Here is a 20,703-nt window from a genome sequence, read left to right on the forward strand (position 1 = left end):
GATCACGTGTCGATCGGTGTCAGGCGTTGAGCGCGTCCAGGATCTGGGTGCGAGCCTTCCACAGCTCGGCTCCCCAGTACGGCCATGCATGGATGCCGTTGGACGGGAAGCTGTACGTGGCCGGGATGCCCAGAGTGTTCATCCGGATCTGGAACGCACGGGTGTTGGCGAGCGACAGAGCTTCGAGAGCCATGCCGTTGGCCGTGTTGTAGAAATCGATCGGCGCGGCCGGACGATCGAACTCGCCGGGCAGACCGCTGGCTGCCGAGATGTACAGGGACATGCCCTCGAGTCGCGGCGCGAAGACGAACGGGTCGTTGCGCAGCCACGCCGGGTTCCACGGCGGTCCCCACATGGAGTCGACGTTGAAGCGACCTGCGTCGAGCATCGCAACGCGGATGGCCTCACGCATGCCGGGTGCCGAGATGTTGAGGTAGCCCGAGAGCGAACCGGCGAACTTGAACTGATCGCGGTGGTACGCGGCCAGCGTCAGAGCGGCCGAACCACCCATCGACAGTCCGAGGACGCCGTTGTTGCTGCGCGAGACTCCGTAGTTCTCGAGGAATGCGGGCAATTCCTCGGTCAGGAACGTCTCCCACTTGTAGGTGACTTCCTGGCCGTTGAAGTTCGACGAGGTGTACCAGTCGCTGTAGAAGCTGGATTGACCGCCGACGGGCATGACCAGCGTCACGTCGTCGTTGGCGAACTGATCCTGAGCGTTGGTCTCGAACGTCCATGCATTGCGATCGTCGCGTGCGCGCAGACCGTCGAGCAGGTAGAGAGCAGCGTTTCCGCCGCGAGCGGCCCACTGGACCTGAACCTTGATGGGGCCCATCTCGGACGGGACGATCAGGTCTTCACGGCCACCGGCCGGGGCCTGATGCGCGATGGGAGCGGGCGCTGCGGCAGCGACGGTTCCACCGACGACACCGGCTGCGATGGGAAGTACGAGCGCTGCGGCACCGACGCCGAGCAGGCGCTGACGCCAGCGTGAGGACGCCTTCGGAGTTCTACTGAGGCCGGCAAATCGCATGAATCGTGCTCTCTCTCATCTACGCGGTCTCCGCTCTCGTAGCGGCCCCCGGCAATCGAACAGGGCGAACTGGTGGCCCCGTGAGGCCGAGTGAAGCTGGATCTCGGAAAAGCTGAGGTTCTGCTGTGAGAACAGGCGAACCGCTCGATGGAGGTTATTCCATCGAGCGGTTCCAAGGCAAAACTGTGATCAGCGTCCCAGTTTCACTTCGTCGTATCTCCGGAACAGGAGACTATCCTGCGTGGTCCCTGCTGAACAGCCCTGAAAAGTCGTGAAATCTCACTACGGGCCGAAAAACAGGCGACGCGACCGAATGTTCCGCGACCGGGTTGCCTATCCGATATTGGCGCTCAGATCCGGTGCCATGACACGAATCTGCTCGCCCCAGTAGCCCCACTGGTGGGTGCCGACGGGCGGGAAGGCGTAGGTGACGTTGTTGGCGCCGATACTGGCCATCCGGATCTGGAAGGCCCGGCTGTTGGCCAACGCGATGGCCTCGAGGCCCATGCCGTTGGCGGTGTTGTAGTAGTCGATGAAGCTCTGCGGGCGATCGAGTCCACCGGGCAGACCGCTACCTGCGAACACCCACACGCGGGTGCCGTTGTCGCGCAGACGAGGCGCGAAGACGAACGGGTCGTTGCGCAGCCACGCCGGATCCCACGGCGGTCCCCACATCGCGTCGATGTTGTAGCGACCGGAGTCGAGCAACGCCAGACGCATCGCTTCACGCATACCGGGAGCCGAGATGTTCAGGTAACCGGACAGCGAGCCCGCATAGCTGAACTGGTCGGGGTGGTACGCGGCCAGCGTCAGCGCAGCCGAGCCACCCATGGAGATACCGATGACGCCGTTGCGGTTGGGGTTGAAGCCCCAGTTGGCGCGCAGGTTCTCACGCAGGTTCTGTGTCAGGAAGGTTTCCCACTTGTACGTGGTCCGCTGGCCGTTGAAGTTCGACGGTGCGTACCAGTCGGAGTAGAAGCTGGACTGTCCACCGACCGGCTGAACCACGTTGATGTTGTAACCGGCGAGCACGGCACCGGCGTCGGTCTCGTGCTCCCAGCCGGAGATGTCGGAGGTGGCCCTCAACCCGTCGAGGAGGTAGACCACGCGGTCGGTGTTGCCGTCCGCGGCGCGCCAGACGCGACTCTTGATCGGACCCATGGACGAGTCCGTCCAGACGTCGATGGCATTGCCGTCGAAGGCCGCGTTGGCAGTTGCGCCACCGCCGGCTACAGCCAATCCCAGTGGGAGGACCACCGCCATGAGCATGGACGTGGCGGCGCGGCGTCCCCAGGACCCCCGTTGCTTGTCCTCGGACCGGCTCTTCCTTCTACCCAGCATGCACTCGACCTCTCAGCTGCTTCGTCGTCACATCGGTTACGCAATCAACGCTTGATCTCGCAAGTTCGTCATGCATGCGCCCGACCCCAGGGTCTGGCGCATACATATCCTCCGCACTTATCGCACGAAGTACGTCGTCCGTTACAGGATCGAGACAGCTCATCTTGGCGTCGAGACCATTTCGGCGCAACCCGGTGACTCTTTCGTGTTCGGACATCTAATTGTCGGCCTTCAATATCGGGGCCGGAAGATCACATCTCTGTATTTCGTACTTCGGCACCCGATCGAACCGATATCCGGCATAGAAGAACGAGCGCTTGACATTGCGGACGAACAGATCCTTGGTCAACGGAGCCCGATACGAGGTGAGCAATTCCTGGGTGTCCGGGCAGGTCAACGCCACCTGAGCCTCGGTGACCCAATCCTCGTCCATGTACCAGGGCAGGTACGGATGGACGGCGACGAGTCCCAGATCGGCCACCACCCAGTCCGGATACAGGTTCTTGTCGTGCCCGATGCGACCGTCCTCCAGCCGCTCGGTATGTGACGCCAACGGATATGCCAGACCCATCTGGTCGATCACTCGCACGTCGAGGCCGACGTTCATGCTGGTCATTCCGAGGTTCAGGAAGAATACGGTGTGACCGAAGCCACCCTCGGGGATGGGTAGCGGTGGCGGCACGACGTCCCAGTAGGTGAACTGCGCCGACGGCAGCAGGAGTCCACCGTCCGGGGTGTCCTCGATCGCCTCGACCATCCCACGCATCCGCGGGTAGTCGAGGTAGTCCGAGGCCAGAATCGGGTGAGCGTGCCCGGTGTTGAGGGAGTAGAAGGCTCGTTCGTCGACGATGCCGCTACGGCCGACGATCGAGCCCTGCGGCATACCCGTCGTATTGGCAGCAGCGACGGCCCAGACGACGATGGCACCCCAGACGATGAGATCGGCCACGAAAACTGCCGTGGCGCGATCCGCAGACCAGCGTGTCGGGAGGGCAACCGGCAGCACCGAAATCGGCAGCAGCAGTGTGAACAATGCCGGTAACAACGTTCGGCCGTGCATGAAATCGCCACCGACGCGAATGGCGTACACGGCGAGGATGAATCCACTGATCAGTGCGAACACGACGACGGCGGTGGGCGTCCGCAGCGCAGCAAGCCAGCCACCGACGGTCCGGGGCAGGGACAGCCGAACTCGAGACGCCGATAGGACGGCACCGACGACCAGCAGCGCGAGCGGCAGCCACAGCAGGTACGGGCCCACGAGGTTGGACAGGTACTCGAACCCCTGCGACCACTTGGCTCCGCCTGCATCCTTCGACACCGCGGTGTTGGGGTACGGCAGGCCGTAGTAGCCCATGCGCCAGATCTGATAGAGCACCGGCACGGCTCCGGCGACCGCGAACACTCGGAGCCTGGACAGCCAACTCTGCGGGGCCAGGAAGATCATCGCCAGCGCCAGCACCGCCACGATGGACAGTTCCGGACGCACCAGCGGGCCGAGCCCGGCGAAGAAGGCCAGCAGCAGCAGCTCGCCGCCGCCGGAGCGGCGCTGGCCCCACCGAACCATCAGCAGCCACAGCATCGCCAACCAGAAGATGACCAGACAGGTCTCGAGGCCGGACGTCGCGAAGTCACGGGCGGGCGGAACCGCAATGTAGACCAGAACTCCGGCGGGTAGGAACAACGTGCGAGACGCGGTACGGCCCCGCAGTGCGAATGTCCCGATCATCGCGACGACCACGGCGGCCGTGGACAGCACGAGCGCGATCGTCAGGACCACGTATTCGAGTCGACCCTCGCTCAGCCAACTGCCGGCATAGACGAGGTAGGTCCAGATGGTGCTGGTGTTCGTTTCCACCCGTTCGCCCGCGTTGAACACCGGTCCGTTGCCTGCCAGCAGGTTGCGGACGGTACGCAGAACGATCAAACCGTCGTCGGCGATCCAGCGGCGCTCCCACGCACCCCAGAGGAACAACGCCCCGGTGACCACGGTCCCGATCCAGAAGACGGGCCTGGTGATCGATGCCCGAGCGGAGTTCTCTTCTCGCGTGTCTCGCTGGTCAGGCGAGGTAGACAGCGACACCAACCACTCCGATCCACGCTATGGCGAGTAGCTGGAGAACCCTGTCTCCCAACGCGATCTCTTCGGGTTCGCCTGCCTCGCCGCCATCGACATCCACTGCATATCGCAGGATTGCGATGGTAAACGGAATCATCGAGATGGCGAACCAGTTCGCCCCCGTGCCCGCATCTTCCTGGAACGCCCACAGGCCGTAGCAGATGACGACGGCCGTCGCGGACAACGTCCAGACGAATCGCAGGTAGGTGGTCGTGTAGTTCTCGAGCGACTTGCGAATCTTCGCGCCGGTCCGTTCGGCGAGCTGCAGCTCCGCGTACCGCTTACCGGCCGCCATGAACAGCGAACCGAACGCCATGATGAGCAGGAACCACTGCGACAACGGAATCGAGGCAGCAACCCCACCGGCGATCGCACGGAGCAGGAAGCCCGAGGAGACGATGCAGATGTCGAGCACGGCCTGGTGCTTGAGGCCGAAGCAGTACGCCAGCTGAATCGCGATGTAGACGCCGATGACGAGCGCCAGCTTCCAGTTCGCGATGAACGACAGGCCGATGGCGAGACCGAGTGAGACAACCGCCATCGCGTAGGCGATGTTGACCGGCAGTACGCCTGCGGCGATGGGTCGGAACCGCTTGGTGGGGTGCGCGCGGTCGGCTTCGACGTCCAAGGCGTCGTTGACCAGGTACACCCCGGATGCGGCGAAGCAGAACACGACGAACGCGAGCGCGACCGAGAGCAGCACGTCGGGGTCGGTGACCGAGCCCGCCGCGAGCGGCGCAGCGAGCACCAGGACGTTCTTGACCCATTGGCGCGGACGAAGTGCCTTGACGATGCCATCCGCCAGGTTCTTCGGCGGTGCGCCTACGGGTGCGGCATCCTCGCTCATTTGTCTCCTTCGAACTTCACGACGGCCGCAGCCGTCAACGCGCCGAGTGCCGATCCTGCCAGCACATCGGTGGGGTAATGGACTCCGAGCACCAAGCGCGAGAGCAGCATGGGTGGGACGAGGACCGCCGGTAACGGTAGCCCGGTCACCCGGCCGAGGAGAACCGCGGCGGCTGTGGTGGATGTCGCATGGGAGGAGGGGAAGCTCAGCTTGCTGGGCGTCGAGACGTTGATGCGGACGGCCGGGTCGTGTGGACGCGGCCGACGCACGATGCGCTTGATGACGATCGACGCGGCGTGGGAGCCGACGGCTCCGACCGCAACCGATGCCCACTGACGCCGACGCGGCTTGTCCAGTGCGGCACCGATACCGGCGATCGCTACCCAGCCGAGTGCGTGTTCGCCGAAGTGCGACATACCCCGGGCGACGGTGATCGCGCCGGGGGCACTGCCGACGGTGCCCTGCACCTTCTCGAGGATCCGGACTTCCGTCGGGGCCTCGGTCTGGCCCTTACGCCTGGTAACGAAAGACACGTTCCCACGTTTCCTTACTGGTCAGGTGCGGCACGGCATCGCGGTATCGAGCCTTGAGGGCCGGGAATTCGGCTGCCAACTGCTTGCGCAGCGACAGGGCTTCCTTGAGCAGCGCCGCCGCCTGCTGACGATCCCGCTTGCGGTACACGACGCCCCGGCCGTCGGCGGTGGTGACGGTGACGCCGTCGACCTGGGACAGCAGGAACCAGCGCGCGTCGAGAGTCGGCACGTTGAGCTGCGGACGCTCGAGGTGTTCCGCGCGCGCAGGCCGTGCGTTCTTGTACAGGCCCCTCACCAAGCGACCCGCAATCGCGCCGACGTTGGTGGGCAGGCTCACGTTGCCCACGTCCTCCTGCGACGGGACGGGGAGATCGGTGGACGAACCGATGACCACTGCGTCGGAGTAGGTCTTGCGCAGCGCGTGTACGTCGCCGAGCGACGTCGGCAGGATCTCGAGGATGTGCTCGGGGCCGGCCAAGAAGTCGCGGATGGCGAGGTTCTGAATCGCTACGGTCGAGTACTCGAGGCACAACAGATGCTTGACCGTCGCCTTGCCGGTGTCCAGCACCAGGTCGCGGCCGTTGGTCTTGGAGTGCAGCGCAGCCACGACGAGACGGTTGCGCAGGTGGAAATAGGCCTGCCAGTCGATGGCGTCGTCCTTGTCGGTCCACGCCATATGCCAGATGGCAGCTCCGGGGAGCGTCACCGTCGGGTAGCCGACCTTCTTGGCCCGCAGACCGTATTCGGCGTCGTCCCACTTGATGAACAGCGGCAGCGGCTGCCCTATCTCCTCGGCGACGACGCGCGGGATCATGCACATCCACCAGCCGTTGTAGTCCACGTCGATGCGGCGGTGCAGCAGCTTGGATGTGCGGAGCGGGTACTCGCTGAAGTCGTGGTCGTATTCCACGTTCTTCGCCGCGGTCCACATGAAGTTCTTCGGGTTGATCACTTCGCCCATCACGTGCAGGTGACTGCGCGCCTGCAGGTTGAGCATCTGCCCACCGACAAGCGTGGGCACCTTGGCGAATCGAGCCATTGCCAACGAGCGAAGGATGGAATCGGGTTCGATCTCGATGTCGTCGTCCATGAAGAGGATGAACGGGCAGTCGGTGTTCTCGAGGGCCTCGTACATGATGCGCCCGTAGCCGCCGGATCCACCGAGGTTGGCCTGATCGTGCATCGCGAGACGGTCACCGAGGACGGCTGCGGCTTCCTCGAACCCCGGCTCGTCCCTCGCCTTGCGGGTGCCCTGATCGGGCATGATGACGGCCTTGATCACATCGAGTACGAGCGGGTCGGATCCCAGAGCAGCCAGAGCCTTCACCGCATCGGTCGGTCGGTTGAAGGTCGGAATTCCGACGGCGACCGACGCCTCACCGGGGGCGTGCACGGACGCGTACCAGCCGGCGCTCTCGACGACGACCTCGGTATCGGAGGTGACGTCGAACCAGATCCAGCCGCCGTCCTCGAAGGGCGCGAGGTCGATCAGGAATTCTTGTGCGGCGTCACCGTCGACGGCCTCACGGCCCTCGACGTGGATGCGCGACGCGTCTGCCTTGGACCGGTAGACGTCGATACGGCAGTGCCCGGACACCTCGACGCGCAGCACGACAGAGGTGAGGGTGCTGTAGCGACGCCAGTAACTGGCCGGGAAGGCGTTGAAGTAGGTGCAGAACGACACCTCGGACTCGGCACCGATGGCAACGGAGGTCCGGGACAACGAATGTGCCCGACGCGAATTCGTTTTGGCTTCTTCGAGGTACAGCGTCCGCACGTCGAGCGGCTCGCCGGAACGCGGCAGCAGCACGCGCTGCAGCAGGGACTTTCCGAGTACGGGCACCGCATCGACGGCACCATCTTCCAGTAGGTGCTTGGCGGTCATTTTTCGTCCAATCCCAGAGGTGCGCCGGTCTCGAAGTGCGGGGCCAGGGTGTTCTCGTACATGTTCAGCGCGCTCGCGATGGCCATGTGCATGTCCAGGTACTGGTAGGTGCCGAGGCGTCCACCGAACAGCACTCCGTTGGCGGCTGCTTCGGCCTTGGCGCGGTCGCGGTAGGCCTCGAGCTTCTGCCGGTCGTCGGGGGTGTTGATCGGGTAGTACGGCTCGTCGCCGCTCTTCGCGAAGCGGGAGAACTCGCGCATGATGACCGTCTTGTCGGTCGGGTACTGGCGCTCGGGGTGGAAGTGGCGGAACTCGTGGATCCGAATGAACGGCACATCGCCGTCGTTGTAGTTCATCACCGGGGTGCCCTGGAAATCACCGGTCGGCAGCACCTCTGTCTCGAAGTCGATTGTGCGCCAACCCAATTCGCCCTCCGAGTAGTCGAAGTACCGATCCAGCGGGCCGGTGTAGACGATGGGAGCGTCGGGGCTCTCGGCCACGATCTCGGCCTTGACGTCGAACCAGTCCGTGTTCAACCGGACCTCGATCTTCTCGTCGGCGGCCATCTTCTCGAGCCACGCGGTGTAGCCGTCGACCGGCAGCCCCTCGTAGGTGTCGTTGAAGTAGCGGTTGTCGAACGTGTACCGCACCGGCAACCGGGTGATGTTGCCCGCGGGCAGGTTCTTCGGATCGGTCTGCCACTGCTTGGCGGTGTAGTCCTTGATGAACGCCTCGTACAGCGGACGCCCGATCAACGAGATCGCCTTCTCCTCGAAGTTCTGCGCATCCTTGGAATCGAACTCACTCGACTGATCCTCGATGAGAGCGCGCGCCTCGGCAGGCGAGAAGTACTTGCCGAAGAACTGCGAGATCAGACCGAGGCCCATCGGGAACTGATACGACTGGCCCTTGTGCAGAGCGAAGACACGGTGCTGGTAGCTCGTGAAGTCGGTGAACTGGTTGACGTAATCCCAGACTCGCTTGTTCGAGGTGTGGAACAGATGCGCACCGTACTTGTGGATCTCGATACCCGTCTCGGGCTCGGCCTCGGAGTACGCGTTGCCGCCCAGGTGGTGGCGACGATCGAGTACGAGGACACGCTTGCCCAACTGGGACGCCGCCCGCTCCGCCACGGTCAGTCCGAAGAACCCGGATCCGACGACGATGAGGTCGTATCGGCCGGTCACGGAGGCGTCGGAAGAGGTGGTCTCGGGGCTTACAGCAGTCACGGGCAACCAGGGTATCCGACGATCGTGACCGCTCCACCCCACCAGGTGCCCGGTGTCATTCGCTCAGGCGCCGGAGCAGGTAGGTATCCATCACCCAGCCGTGCTCGGACTTGACCTGCTCGCGGGCTCGGCGGATATCGCCCAGCACGTCGTCCAGCGGCCCGGCCACCAGCTTCTCGTCCGCCGTCCCCAGGTTCGCACCCCAGTGGATGCCCCATCCTGCGCCGGTCAGCGCGCTGCAAGCCAGATTGCCGTCGAGCATCACCACGAGATTGTCGAGACCGGCGGCGACATCGCCCGCCAGGTTGCGGCCGGTGGTGATCACGATCGGTCCGCCGATGCGGTTGAGGACGAGCCGATGACTCGCCGCCAGCATCGACACGCTGGAGATTCCGGGTGTGACATCGAACTCGATGTCGCCGCGCAACGCGGCCAACCGCTCGACGACGCGGATCGTGCTGTCGTACAGCGCGGGGTCACCCCAGACGAGGAACCCGACGACGGTGCCTTCGGCGAGTCCGTCGAGCACCTCGGCGTAGGCGCGGGCGCGGGCATCGTGCCAATCGAGGACGGCGTTCTCGTACTGCTGCGGTGACCGGTCCCGGGGCGGGTCGGGCACCTCGATCACCCGGTAGCTGCCGCCGTGGTGACGCTCGAGCAGCGCCTGCCGTGCAGCCCCGAGATCGCCCACCGACGCGCCCTTGTCGGCCACGATGAACACGTCCACGGCCCGCAGTGTCCGGACGGCCTGGACGGTCACCTGATCCGGATGTCCGCCGCCGATGCCGATCAGATGGATCTTCACGATCGGTCCCGACACGCGTCGTACAGGTGGGATTCGGCGACGACACGTCGAGCCAGGGCCGGGCCCACCAGAATCACCGCCGCCTGACGAAGACCTGCGGCCTCGACCTGATCGGCGATGTCGGCCAGAGTGCCGCGCAGAATCAGCTCGTCCGGCTTGCTGGCGTGGAAGACCACCGCGGCGGGGCACTCGGGACCGTAGAACCCGCTGAGTTCGTCGGCGATGATGCGCGTGCGAGTGATCGCCAGGTGCAGCGCCAACGTCGCTCGGGTGGCGGCGAAGTTCTTCAGCGCCTCGGTATCGGGCATTGCCGTCGAGCGGGCCTGCGCGCGCGTCAGCACCACCGACTGCGTCACCTCGGGGACCGTCAGCTCGACGCCCAGTGCGGCGGCTGCGGCCGCGTAGGCCGGAACGCCAGGGGTGATGTCCCAGGGCACACCTGCGGCATCGAGTCGGGCGGACTGTTCTGCGATCGCGGAATAGAGCGACGGGTCCCCCGAGCACAAGCGCGCGACGTCCTCGCCGCGCTCGTGGGCCGCGACCAGCTCGGCCGTGATGGCGTCGAGGTCGAGCTTCGCGGTGTCGACCTGTCGGGTGCCGGCGGAACAGTGGTCGAGAATGGCGTCGTCGATGTAGGTACCGGCGTAGACGCAGACCGGGCTCGATCGCAGAAACTCGACGGCCCGCAGCGTGAGCAGGTCGGCAGCGCCTGGTCCGGCTCCGATGAAGTGCACAGTCACAGCTGGAAAGCGTAAGTCACGCGCCCGACGCGCCGCGCCACCGGAACTTCCCGCTTGTGGCTAACTGTCAAGCTAAGGTTTAGCCTTGTGTCTGATGGGACTCATGTTGCTGATGTGATTCATGTTGTTCAGCAACTGGAGATCCTACGACGCGTACCTACCAACAACCAGGGAGTACCGCCTTGCCGAACCGTCGAACGAAGCCGTCGATCGTTCTCGGTGCTGTTGCACTGTTGGCCGTCGCGACCCCATTTGCGGTCGCAGGCCTCACCGACAGCACCACAACCGGAGTTCGACCGGCCAACGAGACAACCCCGGTCACCGTTCCGACCAAGATCGTCGAGACCGCGCTGAGCGCTGCGCCGGACATCGTGATTCCGCTGCAGGAGCTCACCGGACTGCCGTTGCCCGACCTTCGGCTCTCCGATCTGAAATACCTACCGCTGCCGGACTCCATCGTGATCCCGCCGATCGAAATCCCCGACATCCCCGGCCTCACCACGCCCGCGCCGGGTGGGGCAACCGCGCAGGCCCCCATCCCCAGGGTGGACGCCTCTGCACCGGTGAATCCCCTGCCGGTCAATCCTGAGGCTGCCGATCCGACCGGCCCACCGCTCGGTGCCGCCGTCAAGGAGATCTCGCAGGACACCCCGTTCAGCATGGTGGCGCTGACGTCCGAGCAGCTGGACGGTGCTTCCGCTCAGGTCCGCCGGCAACTGGAGGACGGCTCCTGGGGCCCGTGGCTGGAAACCGCGCCGGTGGATACCACTGCGAGCGACGCCGTTCCCGCTGCGGAAAAGCAGGGCACCGAGCCGATCTTCGTCGGACTGACCAACGCCGTGCAGGTGTTGCTGACGCCACTGACGAGCAGTGCAGCTCCCGAAAGCTTCGCGACGCCGCCGGTTCCCGAGGTTCCGGTGGTCGAACTGCCTGCTGTCGACGCTCCGGCCGAGGCTCCCGCTGCTACGGAACAGCCACTGGGCTACACGCCTGCGTCGTCGAGCACGCCCCTGCGCCAACAGGATCCGGCCCCGCTCGATCCGGCTGCACTGGATCCGGCAGCAATGGATCCGGCTGCGGCCGAGCCCGCACCGGCAGATCCGGCAGCGGATCCCGACCAGGCGAGTACCACCGAACAACTGGCGGCGGCCGTCAACGACATCAGTGCCGTACTCATCACCCCTGGAACGTCGCCGGTGGACTCGGCGTTGAGCGACATCGCCACGCCCGTCGCCGGAGACGCAGGCCCGAAGGTGATCACCCGCGCTCAGTGGGGTGCCGACGAGTCGATCCGTTGCGCCACACCGACGATCGACGACTTCATCGGCGGTGCAACCGTGCACCACACCGCAGGCAGCAACGACTACTCCAAGTCCGAATCCGCCGAGATCGTCCGCGCCATCTACGCGTACCACGCGCAGACGCTCGGTTGGTGCGACATCGGCTACAACGTCCTGGTGGACAAGTACGGCCAGGTCTTCGAGGGTCGCGCGGGTGGATTGGACAAGCCGGTTCAGGGCGCACACTCGGGCGGATTCAACGAGAACACGATGGGCATCGCCATGATGGGCGACTACTCCAGCGAGGATCCCTCGCAGGAGACCATCGACTCCGTCGGCAAGTTCCTCGGATGGCGACTCGGCAAGGCCGGTCTCGACCCTGAGGGCACCACCACGATGACCTCGGAGGGAACGGATTTCACGTTCGTCGGCCGCGGCCAGAGCGTCGACCTGCCGGTGATCTTCGGTCACCGCGACGTCGGCAACACCGAATGCCCCGGTGACGCCGGATACGCACGACTCGGGGAGATCCGCGACATCGCTGCGGCGAACCTCGGTGGCGGCGATGCCACTCCGGCATCGCCCGACACTCCCGATACCGCACCCGATACCGCAGTGACCGACCCGGCTCCGTCACGTCCGGGCACCGACGCCAGTTCCACTCTGGGCGAGAACATCCCGGCCCTGGTCGCCGAGTTGCAGCGCCTCGCCTCGACGAGCCCCGTCGCACAGAAGTGGTTGGCGTCAGGCGCAGAAACCGGCGCGCTCGGCGTACCGGTTTCCGGTCTGGTGCAGGTGAGCGGCGGCCGTGAGAAGGCGCAGTTCGCCAACGGCGAGATCATCACCAACATGGCCGGTCAGGCCGTGGCCGTCATAGGAAAGATCTTCCAGCAATACGTGCAGCAGGGTGGCGTCGACGGCATTCTCGGCCTGCCGATCACCGACGAGTTCCGGGTGCCGGAGGGCTTCCGAACCGACTTCGAGAACGGTTCGCTGATCTTCAACGAGCTCACCGGAATCGTCACCACGGTGATCAAGACGTACAACGACACCTACAACGCGGAAATGCAGAACCCCGTTGCCGCGCCGGTGGAACCGGCTCCGGTACCCGAGCCTGCTCCCGCACCGGAGCCCGCACCCGCGGGCTGAGTTTCACACAGTCGACAGGGGCCGAGTCACCACGGTGACTCGGCCCCTGTCGTGTTCGGGACGCCCGAAGACCGGCGCGTCACCACCAGCGTTCGAGGACGTGCGCCACTCCGTCTTCTGCGTTGGTGACGGTCACTTCGTTCGCCGCCGCGACGGCAGCGGGATGCGCGTTACCCATCGCGACGCCCAGTCCCACCATCGACAGCATCGGCACGTCGTTGGGCATGTCGCCGAAGGCCACGATGTCGTCGACATCCACCGAAAGCGACTCGGCTACCTTGGCCAGGCCCGACGCCTTGGTGATGCCCGGTGCCGACAGTTCGATGAGGCCGTTGTCGGTGGAGAACGTGAGGTCGGCGCGACCGGAGATCAGCGGGGACAGGATGTCGGCCATGTGTCCGCTGGTGGAACCGGACAACCGGATCAGCAACTTGACGGCCGGAACGTCGACCACGTCGTCCTCGGTCATCTCGACGTTGTCCGGGTTGAGCCACGCGTGCTCGTAGCCCGGGGAGCTGACGAACTGCGGGGTGGCCGAGTCGTATGCCGTCCGGCCCACCCGTTCGGCGGCCAGTCCGCAGCCGGGCAGCGCGCGATACGCGACGTCGGCCAACCACTGCAGCGTCTGAACCGACAGGGTCTCGGCGCTGAGTACGCGATCGTTGGCTGCGTCGTAGATCACCGCACCGTTGGCGCACACCGACATCGGCGCGTATCCCAGCTGATCGACGACGGGGTGGATCCACCGCGGCGGCCGGCCGGTGGACAGCACGAAGGGAACTCCGTCGGCGACGACGGCCGAGACGGCGCGCCGAGTACGTTCGGTGACACGTTCGTGATGGTCCAGCAGGGTGCCGTCGACGTCGCTTGCGACGAGTCGGGGGGCGAGGCGGGTGGTGTTCGGCGCGTTGGTCATCGTGACGTCATTCTGCCCTAGTGTCGAGGTGCCCTGTTTTCGACATGCACGTCTTCGATGTGGAAGGAACGGTAGATGACATCCGTGAACCGCCAGATCCGATTGGCTCAGCGCCCGGTGGGACGTCCCGACGAATCGACGTGGGAGCTCACCGAGGAACCGATTCCCACTCCGGGCGACGGTGAGTTCGTCGTCACCGTCGACTACGTCTCTCTCGACCCGGCGATGCGCGGCTGGCTCAACGATGCACGCTCGTACGTGCCGCCCGTCGGGATCGGCGAGGTGATGCGCGCTCATGCCGTCGGCCGCGTCCTCGAATCTCGGCATCCCGATTACGCTGTGGGCGAAGTCGTTTCGGGCTCGTTCGGCGTCACCGAGCATGCGATCTCGGATGGGTCGGGTGTGCAGAGGGTCGACGAGTCGATCGCACCGGCACCCACGTGGCTCGGCGCACTCGGGTTCCCCGGACTGACGGCCTACTTCGGTCTGATGGACGTCGGCAAGCTCGCCGAGGGCGACACCGTGGTGATCTCCGGAGCCGCCGGTGCCGTGGGCAGCATCGCGGGTCAGATCGCGAAAGCGAAGGGAGCCACCGTGATCGGGATCGCCGGTGGACCCGAGAAATGCGCGTGGCTCACCGAGGAACTGGGTTTCGACGCGGCGATCGACTACAAGAACGAGTCGGTGTACAAGGGTCTGAAGGCAGCTGCACCCAAGGGCATCGACGTGTACTTCGACAACGTCGGCGGTGAGATCCTCGACGCGGCCCTCTCTCGGCTGCGCAAGGGAGCGCGAGTGGTCTTGTGCGGAGCCATCTCCGGCTACAACGCGACGGAACCGCAGCCCGGCCCCGCGCACTACCTGTCCCTGCTGATCAACCGCGCGTCGATGACCGGTTTCATCATCTTCGACTACCTCGATCGCTACCAGGAAGGTGTCGACGCTCTGTCCGAGCTGCTCACCAGCGGCAAGATGACGGCACGCGAGCAGATCGAGATCGGCGGCGTCACCGCCTTCGGGTCGACGCTGAACCTGCTGTTCGACGGTGCCAACACCGGCAAGCTGGTTCTCGAGGTCGGCGAACGCACCCACGACTCGGAATTATGACGACGCCTCGTTCGTTGAACCCCACGTATCGATCGATAAAGAGCTAGGAGAACAACGATGTCTGCAGCCACCGAAACCGCCATTCTCGCCGGAGGATGCTTCTGGGGAGCCGAGGAGCTCGTCCGCAAGCTTCCGGGAGTGGTCTCCACCCGCGTCGGGTACACCGGAGGCGAGGTTCCCAACGCCACGTACCGCAACCACGGCAATCACGCCGAAGGCCTCGAGGTCGTCTACGACCCCACCCAGACGACGTACCGGGATCTGCTGGAGTTCTTCTTCCAGATTCACGACCCCACCACCAAGAACCGTCAGGGCAACGACATCGGAGCCAGTTACCGCTCGGCGATCTTCTACGTCGACGACGAGCAGAAGCGCGTCGCCGAGGACACGATCGCCGACGTCGACGCCTCGGGTCTGTGGCCGGGCAAGGTCGTCACCGAGGTGAGCCCGGCAGGAGATTTCTGGGAAGCCGAGCCCGAGCACCAGGACTACCTGCAGAAGTACCCCGAGGGCTACACGTGCCACTGGGTGCGTCCGGACTGGAAGCTGCCGCGTCGGGCCTGAGCGGCTGCGCCGCATGTGCATGGAACTTCGTAGCCTGCTACGAAGTTCCACTCACATGGGTGGGCGTAACGCCCATTCCGGACGATCGACGGTCCACAGGTAGAAGTACCGCGCGCGTATCGGCCGAACTTGCGACACTGATCCGGTGACCTCCGACAGAACCCCTCGGTCGATGGCCGACGTCCTTCGTTCGCCGCGTTTCTGGCTTGCCCCCATTCTCGTCGTCTCGGCGTTGATGTCGTTTCTCGCTGCCCTGTACCTGGGCGGCGTGCTCGACCCAAGGGGCAATCTGCACGACCTCCCCATCGCGATCGTCAACCAGGACGAGGGCGACACCCTCGCAGGCGAGCAACGCAACATCGGCAACGACATCGTCGACGGTCTGCTGCAGAACGTCGATCCGGAGAAGGTCGATTTCCGGGAAGTCGGTCCGGCGCAGGCGCAATCGCTACTGTCGACGGCCGAGGCGTACGGCTCCATCGTCATCCCGAGCGATTTCACCAAGAGGATGGGAATCCTCGCCCAGGCGAGCGTGATTCCCGGGGACGTCGAGAAGCCGATCATCACGGTCTACACCAACCCGCGTGCCGGCAGCTTCGGAATGTCGCTCGTGACCGGGGTGGCGACGCCGGCCTTCGATTCGGTGAATCAGACTGTGGGACAGCAGATCACCGAGCAGGTGCGCCAGCAGCTCGGTGAGACTCAGCTCGCCGGTGCGAGTGCCCTCACCCTCGCGCAGCCGATCGATGTGATCGTTGCCCAATACGATCCTCTGCCCGACGGCACCGGCGGTGGCCTGTCTGCGTTCTACTACGCGCTCTTGCTCGTCCTGGCCGGCTTCACCGGTGCGACCATCGTCAGCGCCCTCGTCGACGGCCTACTCGGATTCACGCCGACCGAGATCGGCCCCAAGTACATCCACCGCGGACCGACCCTGATCAACCGCTTCCAGACGCTGCTCGTGAAGTGGCTCGTCATGATCGTCCTCGCCATGCTGGTGTCCGCCCTCTATCTGCTGATCAGTCATCTGCTCGACATGCCGATCACGCACGCCTGGACCCTGTGGATGTACGGCGCGTACGCGATCGCCGCGGTCGGAATCACGGCACTGGCGGTGATGTCCGCGTTCGGCACGGCAGGACTGCTGATCAATCTGATCGTGTTCATCATCCTGGCGTTGCCGTCGTCTGGCGGCACGATCCCCCTCGAAGCGAGCCCGCCGTTTTTCACCTGGCTGGCGCAGTTCGAGCCCATGCACCAGATCTTTCTCGGCACTCGCTCGATCCTGTACTTCAACGCCTCACTCGACGCGGGATTGTTGCATTCGGTCGGCATGACGTCTCTCGGCCTGCTCATCGGGCTCGTGTTCGGTGTGGTGTTCACCCGCATCTACGACGCCAAAGGCCTCGACCGAAGCCTCGATTCACCCGGCGCTCACAGGTGACGCCAGTACACTCGATCCAATGCTTGCTGTGAATCCAGCCGGGAGCGTTGCACCCCGACGTGCCTTCCACGCGTACCTCGACGTCGCCATCGTCGTTCTCGTACTCGTGGGCACCAACCTCATCGCGCACTTCACCACGGTGTGGGCCAGTATCGCGACGGTTCCGATCGCCGCTGTTCTGCTGGTCGTCCTGGCGAACCGTCGCGGTCTGGGGTGGGCCGAACTCGGACTGTCTCCGAAGCAGTGGAAGACAGGATCTCTGTACGCACTCGGAGCCGTCGGGGTCGTACTCACCGTCGTCGCGATCGGTGCGTTGCTGCCACTGACTCGGCCCTTCTTCATGGCCGACCGATACGCAACCGTCTCCGCCGCCATCGTCGCGTCGATGATCGTCATTCCGCTGCAGACCGTGATCCCGGAAGAACTCGCGTTCCGCGGGGTGCTCCACGGCACGCTGGGTCGCATCTACGGCGCACGCGGAGTCTTCGCGGCAGGGTCTCTGCTGTTCGGTCTGTGGCACATCGCATCCTCGCTCGGCCTGACGGCGGGCAACGTGGGGCTCAGCGGATTTCTGGGCGGCGGACTGTTCGGGCAGATCGTCGGTATCGCACTGGCCGTGGTGGCCACTGCGGCGGCGGGCGTGGTGTTCACGTGGCTGCGCAGCCGTAGCGGGAGTTTGATCGCGCCGATCGCCCTGCACTGGTCGTTGAATGGACTCGGTGCGCTGGCCGCCGCTCTGGTCTGGCACGCGTCGGTGAGCTGAGCGACATGAAAGACGAGCTGCATCAATACCTTCGGATTGCTCGCGAGAACATGCTGTGGAAGCTCGACGGCTTGTCCGAATACGAGAAGCGGCGCCCGATGACGCCGACCGGAACCAATCTACTGGGCTTGGTGAAGCACCTGGCGATCGTCGAATACGGATACTTCGGGCTCACGTTCGGTCGCGAGTTTCCAGCTCGTTTCGCGGAATTGGAAGCAGAGGGCATGGCCCGGCTGAATTCCGACATGTGGGCAACCGCCGAAGAATCGTCGGAATCCATTGTCGCCCTCTATCGGAATGCCTGGGAACACGCCGACGAAACCATCGCGGCCAACGACCTCGACACTGTCGGACGCGTCCTGCACTGGCCCGTCGAGAAGCAGGAAGTGACTCTGCACCGAGTCCTGGTCCAGATGATTGCCGAGACCAACCGGCACGCTGGGCACGCAGACATCGTGCGCGAACTGATCGACCAGTCCGTCGGCATGCGTCTCGGCAACGAAAACATGGCCGACGGCGACGCAGCGTGGTGGGCCGCATATCGAGCCGAGCTGGAAACCGTTGCCAGAGAAGCTGATTGACCTCATCCACTGACGTCAGATTTCACCAACCCCTTCCACACCCCACCGACAGGTTCTGAGTCTCGAATAATTAAGCAGGGCAACAGTTTTCGATTAAACGATGCTTGCCAGTCGAACGCACGTTCGATACACTTGCGTCCATGACCACAGAGATCTGGCAACTGAGCGAGAGTGAACTGCTCGCCGACGCCGCCACGGTCTCCCATGAAATTCAGTTGTTGGAGGCCCGGCGGATCGCCCTCGTCGCCGAGATCGACACCCGCGTTTCCCGTGAGAAGCTCGGATTCCCCGGACCCGCAGGGTGGCTGACCTCCACCACCCTGCTCTCGCCGTCCAAGGCCACCAAGATCGTCGCCCTCGCCCGCGGGTTGAAGAATTTTCCCGATATCGCCGACGCCGTGAACACCGGCGTGATGTCCGTCGACCACGCCGCCCTCATCCTCACCTTCGCCGAAACCCCGCCGAAGGACCTCCCGGAAGAGGGCCGCGTCATGGCCCGCACCGCGCTGATCGCCGCCGCGACCGGGCCCGAAGCACGTACCGGCCGGATCCGGGCAGCGATCACCAAACTCGAGGACGAGTTCGGCGGTAAGACCCCACCACCCGAGAACACCGACCGCAACGAACTCTTCGCCTCCAAGACCTTGAACGGACGTCTGGTGGCGAAGATGGATGTCGACGCTGTCACCGGAGAAAAACTCCTCACCGCCCTCTCACCCCTGACCGAACCCCGACCCGCAGCAGACGGCACCCCAGACGACCGCAGCCCGCAAAACGGCGCGCCGACGCCTTCGGACACATCCTCGACCAATACCTCGCCTCGAGCAGCCGGCCCATCGAAGGCGGCGAACGACCCCACCTGAACCTGCACATCAGCCTGCGCGATCTCACGGACCTCCGCGACAGCGCCGACACCGCCGACACTGCCGACGCCGACGACATTGCAGATGACATTGCCGACGACGAAACCGCACGCGCAGCAACAGAATCCGACACCAACACAGAGGTAAGCGATCCGGTCGACATCAACACCGGCAACCCGATCCACCCCGACTCCGCTGACGAGCCGGATATTGGAACCGCCGACCCTGACAGTGGCACCGCCAGTCGCAGCGGCAGTGACACCGCCAGCGGCAGTGAGGGTGACCGCTGTGCGACCGATCGCGGCGCTTACAGGGACCTGTTCGGCGGCGGCGCGTCGGTCGGCTGGCTGCCGTGGATGGGACCGCTCTCCCGCAATACTTCCCGACAACTCGCCTGCGACTGCGTTCTCACCGCCATCGTCATGGACGAGAACGGCAACCCCCTCAACCTGGCCCGCACCGCCCGCACCGTCACCGCCAAACAACGCAGAGCCCTCACCGCCCGCGATCACGGCTGCGCCTTCCCCGGCTGCGGCAAACCCGCCGCCTGGACCGAAGGACATCACATCTGGCACTGGGCCGACGGCGGACCCACCGACATGGACAACCTGGTCCTACTGTGCGGATTTCATCACCGCCTGATGCACCACTCCGACTGGGAAGTGTTCATCGGCATCGACAACCACCCGTGGTTCGTACCACCGGCCACCGTCGACCCGTATCGACAACCCAGACAGTCCCACGCCCGCGCAGGCCCCCACATCGCATAGGCCCCAGGAAAGACTCCAGCCCCGCACCGAGAACACGGTGCGGGGCTGGAAGAAGTTGAGCTCAGGAACCCGAGGGAGCTGCCGGCGGTGCGGGAGGAGTCGCGCCGTCAGCGGGAGCCGGGGGTGCAGGCGGAGTCGAACCGTCTCCCTCAGCACCCGGACCTGGCGGCGTCGCACCGTCAGCCGGTGCGCACACAGCACCACCGGGGCCACCTGCGCCCGGTCCGCCCTTACCCGGGCCACCCGCGGGCGGAGCAGGCGGAGTTGCACCATCCCCCGGTGCCGCAGGAGTAGCGCCGTCCGCAGATCCCGGTGGTGCCGGGACAGCAGGAACCGTCGAGCCGTCACCGGCTTCCGGAGCCGCAGGAGCAGCCGGCACCGCAGGTACATCCGACCCGCCACCACCATCGGTCCGCTGCCCGAGCTCCGAGGACGACGCCACCGTGGACACGCCGGGCGAGACGTCGGGTCCGGTGGCAGCGAAGACTGCCGCGGTCACCAGGGCACCGACGGCCAGACCCGCTGCGGCCGTCGCCACCAGCGGCACCCGTCCCTTCCACCGCTTCGGCGTGGTCTCTCGGACCGGCTCCGGGTTCGATGCTGCGGGAATCGGCTGGGTCTGATCGTTCACGTTCACTCCTTGTTCGGACTGTGTCGTTCGTTTCGGTCTGTCATCGACACTGCCGCCGCTAGCTGAAGTCACCCTGAAGCCGGGCGCATCTTCAGGATCACTT

The 20,703-nt window shown here is 65.0% G+C and carries 17 protein-coding genes and 1 pseudogene; 7 read left to right on the forward strand and 11 right to left on the reverse strand.

The window, feature by feature from the left end; all coding sequences use genetic code 11:
• Positions 1 to 19: 19 nt before the first annotated feature.
• The 9 genes from MTX34_RS20645 to cobM form a co-directional block, all read right to left on the reverse strand.
• Positions 20 to 1,033, reverse strand: a complete 1,014-nt coding sequence (locus MTX34_RS20645) for an alpha/beta hydrolase family protein (protein WP_243595884.1) — start codon at positions 1,031 to 1,033, stop codon at positions 20 to 22.
• Between the two features lie 333 nt (positions 1,034 to 1,366).
• A complete protein-coding gene (locus MTX34_RS20650) occupies positions 1,367 to 2,374 on the reverse strand; it encodes an alpha/beta hydrolase family protein (protein ID WP_243595883.1) in 1,008 nt (335 codons plus the stop codon).
• 217 nt (positions 2,375 to 2,591) lie between these two features.
• Positions 2,592 to 4,457 (reverse strand): flagellar motor control protein ZomB, encoded by a 1,866-nt coding sequence (gene zomB / locus MTX34_RS20655; protein ID WP_308198552.1) that lies wholly within the window; start codon positions 4,455 to 4,457, stop codon positions 2,592 to 2,594.
• The gene (locus MTX34_RS20660; RefSeq protein WP_121871812.1) at positions 4,435 to 5,340 is read right to left on the reverse strand and encodes a decaprenyl-phosphate phosphoribosyltransferase; all 906 of its coding nucleotides are present in this window, start codon (positions 5,338 to 5,340) and stop codon (positions 4,435 to 4,437) included. Before MTX34_RS20660 ends, zomB begins: the two co-directional genes overlap by 23 nt.
• Positions 5,337 to 5,873, reverse strand: coding sequence for a phosphatase PAP2 family protein (locus MTX34_RS20665; RefSeq protein WP_243610632.1), 537 nt, complete (start codon positions 5,871 to 5,873; stop codon positions 5,337 to 5,339). Before MTX34_RS20665 ends, MTX34_RS20660 begins: the two co-directional genes overlap by 4 nt.
• Entirely contained in the window at positions 5,851 to 7,758 is a 1,908-nt protein-coding gene (locus MTX34_RS20670) for a glycosyltransferase (RefSeq protein ID WP_243610633.1), read from the reverse strand. Before MTX34_RS20670 ends, MTX34_RS20665 begins: the two co-directional genes overlap by 23 nt.
• Entirely contained in the window at positions 7,755 to 8,987 is a 1,233-nt protein-coding gene (glf, locus tag MTX34_RS20675; RefSeq protein WP_243610634.1) for a UDP-galactopyranose mutase, read from the reverse strand. Before glf ends, MTX34_RS20670 begins: the two co-directional genes overlap by 4 nt.
• A gap of 55 nt (positions 8,988 to 9,042) precedes the next feature.
• Complete coding sequence (cobF, locus tag MTX34_RS20680) at positions 9,043 to 9,795, reverse strand: precorrin-6A synthase (deacetylating) (protein ID WP_243610657.1); 753 nt, start codon at positions 9,793 to 9,795, stop codon at positions 9,043 to 9,045.
• Positions 9,789 to 10,532 (reverse strand): precorrin-4 C(11)-methyltransferase, encoded by a 744-nt coding sequence (gene cobM / locus MTX34_RS20685; protein WP_243610635.1) that lies wholly within the window; start codon positions 10,530 to 10,532, stop codon positions 9,789 to 9,791. Before cobM ends, cobF begins: the two co-directional genes overlap by 7 nt.
• A 182-nt stretch (positions 10,533 to 10,714) precedes the next feature.
• On the opposite strand from cobM, the gene MTX34_RS20690 reads away from it, so the two are divergent.
• Positions 10,715 to 12,961, forward strand: a complete 2,247-nt coding sequence (locus tag MTX34_RS20690) for an N-acetylmuramoyl-L-alanine amidase (RefSeq protein WP_243610636.1) — start codon at positions 10,715 to 10,717, stop codon at positions 12,959 to 12,961.
• Between the two features lie 79 nt (positions 12,962 to 13,040).
• On the opposite strand, the gene MTX34_RS20695 is transcribed toward MTX34_RS20690, so the two are convergent.
• Entirely contained in the window at positions 13,041 to 13,877 is an 837-nt protein-coding gene (locus MTX34_RS20695) for an HAD family hydrolase (protein WP_243610637.1), read from the reverse strand.
• A gap of 75 nt (positions 13,878 to 13,952) precedes the next feature.
• On the opposite strand from MTX34_RS20695, the gene MTX34_RS20700 reads away from it, so the two are divergent.
• The 6 genes and pseudogenes from MTX34_RS20700 (at position 13,953) to MTX34_RS26160 (ending at position 19,969) form a co-directional block, all read left to right on the forward strand.
• Complete coding sequence (locus tag MTX34_RS20700; RefSeq protein ID WP_243610638.1) at positions 13,953 to 14,984, forward strand: NADP-dependent oxidoreductase; 1,032 nt, start codon at positions 13,953 to 13,955, stop codon at positions 14,982 to 14,984.
• Between the two features lie 57 nt (positions 14,985 to 15,041).
• On the forward strand, positions 15,042 to 15,548 hold the full coding sequence (gene msrA / locus MTX34_RS20705; protein WP_243610639.1) for a peptide-methionine (S)-S-oxide reductase MsrA: 507 nt from the start codon (positions 15,042 to 15,044) through the stop codon (positions 15,546 to 15,548).
• A gap of 172 nt (positions 15,549 to 15,720) precedes the next feature.
• Complete coding sequence (locus MTX34_RS20710) at positions 15,721 to 16,992, forward strand: YhgE/Pip domain-containing protein (RefSeq protein WP_243610658.1); 1,272 nt, start codon at positions 15,721 to 15,723, stop codon at positions 16,990 to 16,992.
• Between the two features lie 19 nt (positions 16,993 to 17,011).
• Positions 17,012 to 17,755 carry a CPBP family intramembrane glutamic endopeptidase gene (locus MTX34_RS20715; protein WP_037187130.1) on the forward strand — a complete coding sequence of 248 codons (744 nt, stop codon included), beginning with the start codon at positions 17,012 to 17,014 and terminating at the stop codon, positions 17,753 to 17,755.
• A gap of 5 nt (positions 17,756 to 17,760) precedes the next feature.
• Entirely contained in the window at positions 17,761 to 18,336 is a 576-nt protein-coding gene (locus tag MTX34_RS20720; RefSeq protein WP_243610640.1) for a DinB family protein, read from the forward strand.
• Positions 18,337 to 18,476: 140 nt separating this feature from the next.
• Positions 18,477 to 19,969: pseudogene (locus tag MTX34_RS26160) on the forward strand (DUF222 domain-containing protein).
• 61 nt (positions 19,970 to 20,030) lie between these two features.
• Here the strand turns inward: MTX34_RS26160 and MTX34_RS20735 are convergent.
• Entirely contained in the window at positions 20,031 to 20,600 is a 570-nt protein-coding gene (locus MTX34_RS20735; protein ID WP_243610642.1) for a hypothetical protein, read from the reverse strand.
• Positions 20,601 to 20,703 lie beyond the last annotated feature (103 nt).

The organism is Rhodococcus sp. ARC_M5 (assembly GCF_022810405.1).
In the GTDB taxonomy this organism is placed as follows: Bacteria; Actinomycetota; Actinomycetes; order Mycobacteriales; family Mycobacteriaceae; genus Rhodococcoides; species Rhodococcoides navarretei.

What these genes read in the sequence shown, in the direction of transcription:
- MTX34_RS20645 (WP_243595884.1), bottom strand. Translation starts at nt 1,033, where the DNA reads ATGCGATTTGCCGGCCTCAGTAGAACTCCGAAGGCGTCCTCACGCTGG.
- MTX34_RS20650 (WP_243595883.1), bottom strand. Translation starts at nt 2,374, where the DNA reads ATGCTGGGTAGAAGGAAGAGCCGGTCCGAGGACAAGCAACGGGGGTCC.
- MTX34_RS20660 (WP_121871812.1), bottom strand. Translation starts at nt 5,340, where the DNA reads ATGAGCGAGGATGCCGCACCCGTAGGCGCACCGCCGAAGAACCTGGCG.
- MTX34_RS20670 (WP_243610633.1), bottom strand. Translation starts at nt 7,758, where the DNA reads ATGACCGCCAAGCACCTACTGGAAGATGGTGCCGTCGATGCGGTGCCC.
- MTX34_RS20695 (WP_243610637.1), bottom strand. Translation starts at nt 13,877, where the DNA reads ATGACCAACGCGCCGAACACCACCCGCCTCGCCCCCCGACTCGTCGCA.
- MTX34_RS20700 (WP_243610638.1), top strand. Translation starts at nt 13,953, where the DNA reads ATGACATCCGTGAACCGCCAGATCCGATTGGCTCAGCGCCCGGTGGGA.
- msrA (WP_243610639.1), top strand. Translation starts at nt 15,042, where the DNA reads ATGTCTGCAGCCACCGAAACCGCCATTCTCGCCGGAGGATGCTTCTGG.
- MTX34_RS20710 (WP_243610658.1), top strand. Translation starts at nt 15,721, where the DNA reads ATGGCCGACGTCCTTCGTTCGCCGCGTTTCTGGCTTGCCCCCATTCTC.
- MTX34_RS20715 (WP_037187130.1), top strand. Translation starts at nt 17,012, where the DNA reads ATGCTTGCTGTGAATCCAGCCGGGAGCGTTGCACCCCGACGTGCCTTC.
- MTX34_RS20720 (WP_243610640.1), top strand. Translation starts at nt 17,761, where the DNA reads ATGAAAGACGAGCTGCATCAATACCTTCGGATTGCTCGCGAGAACATG.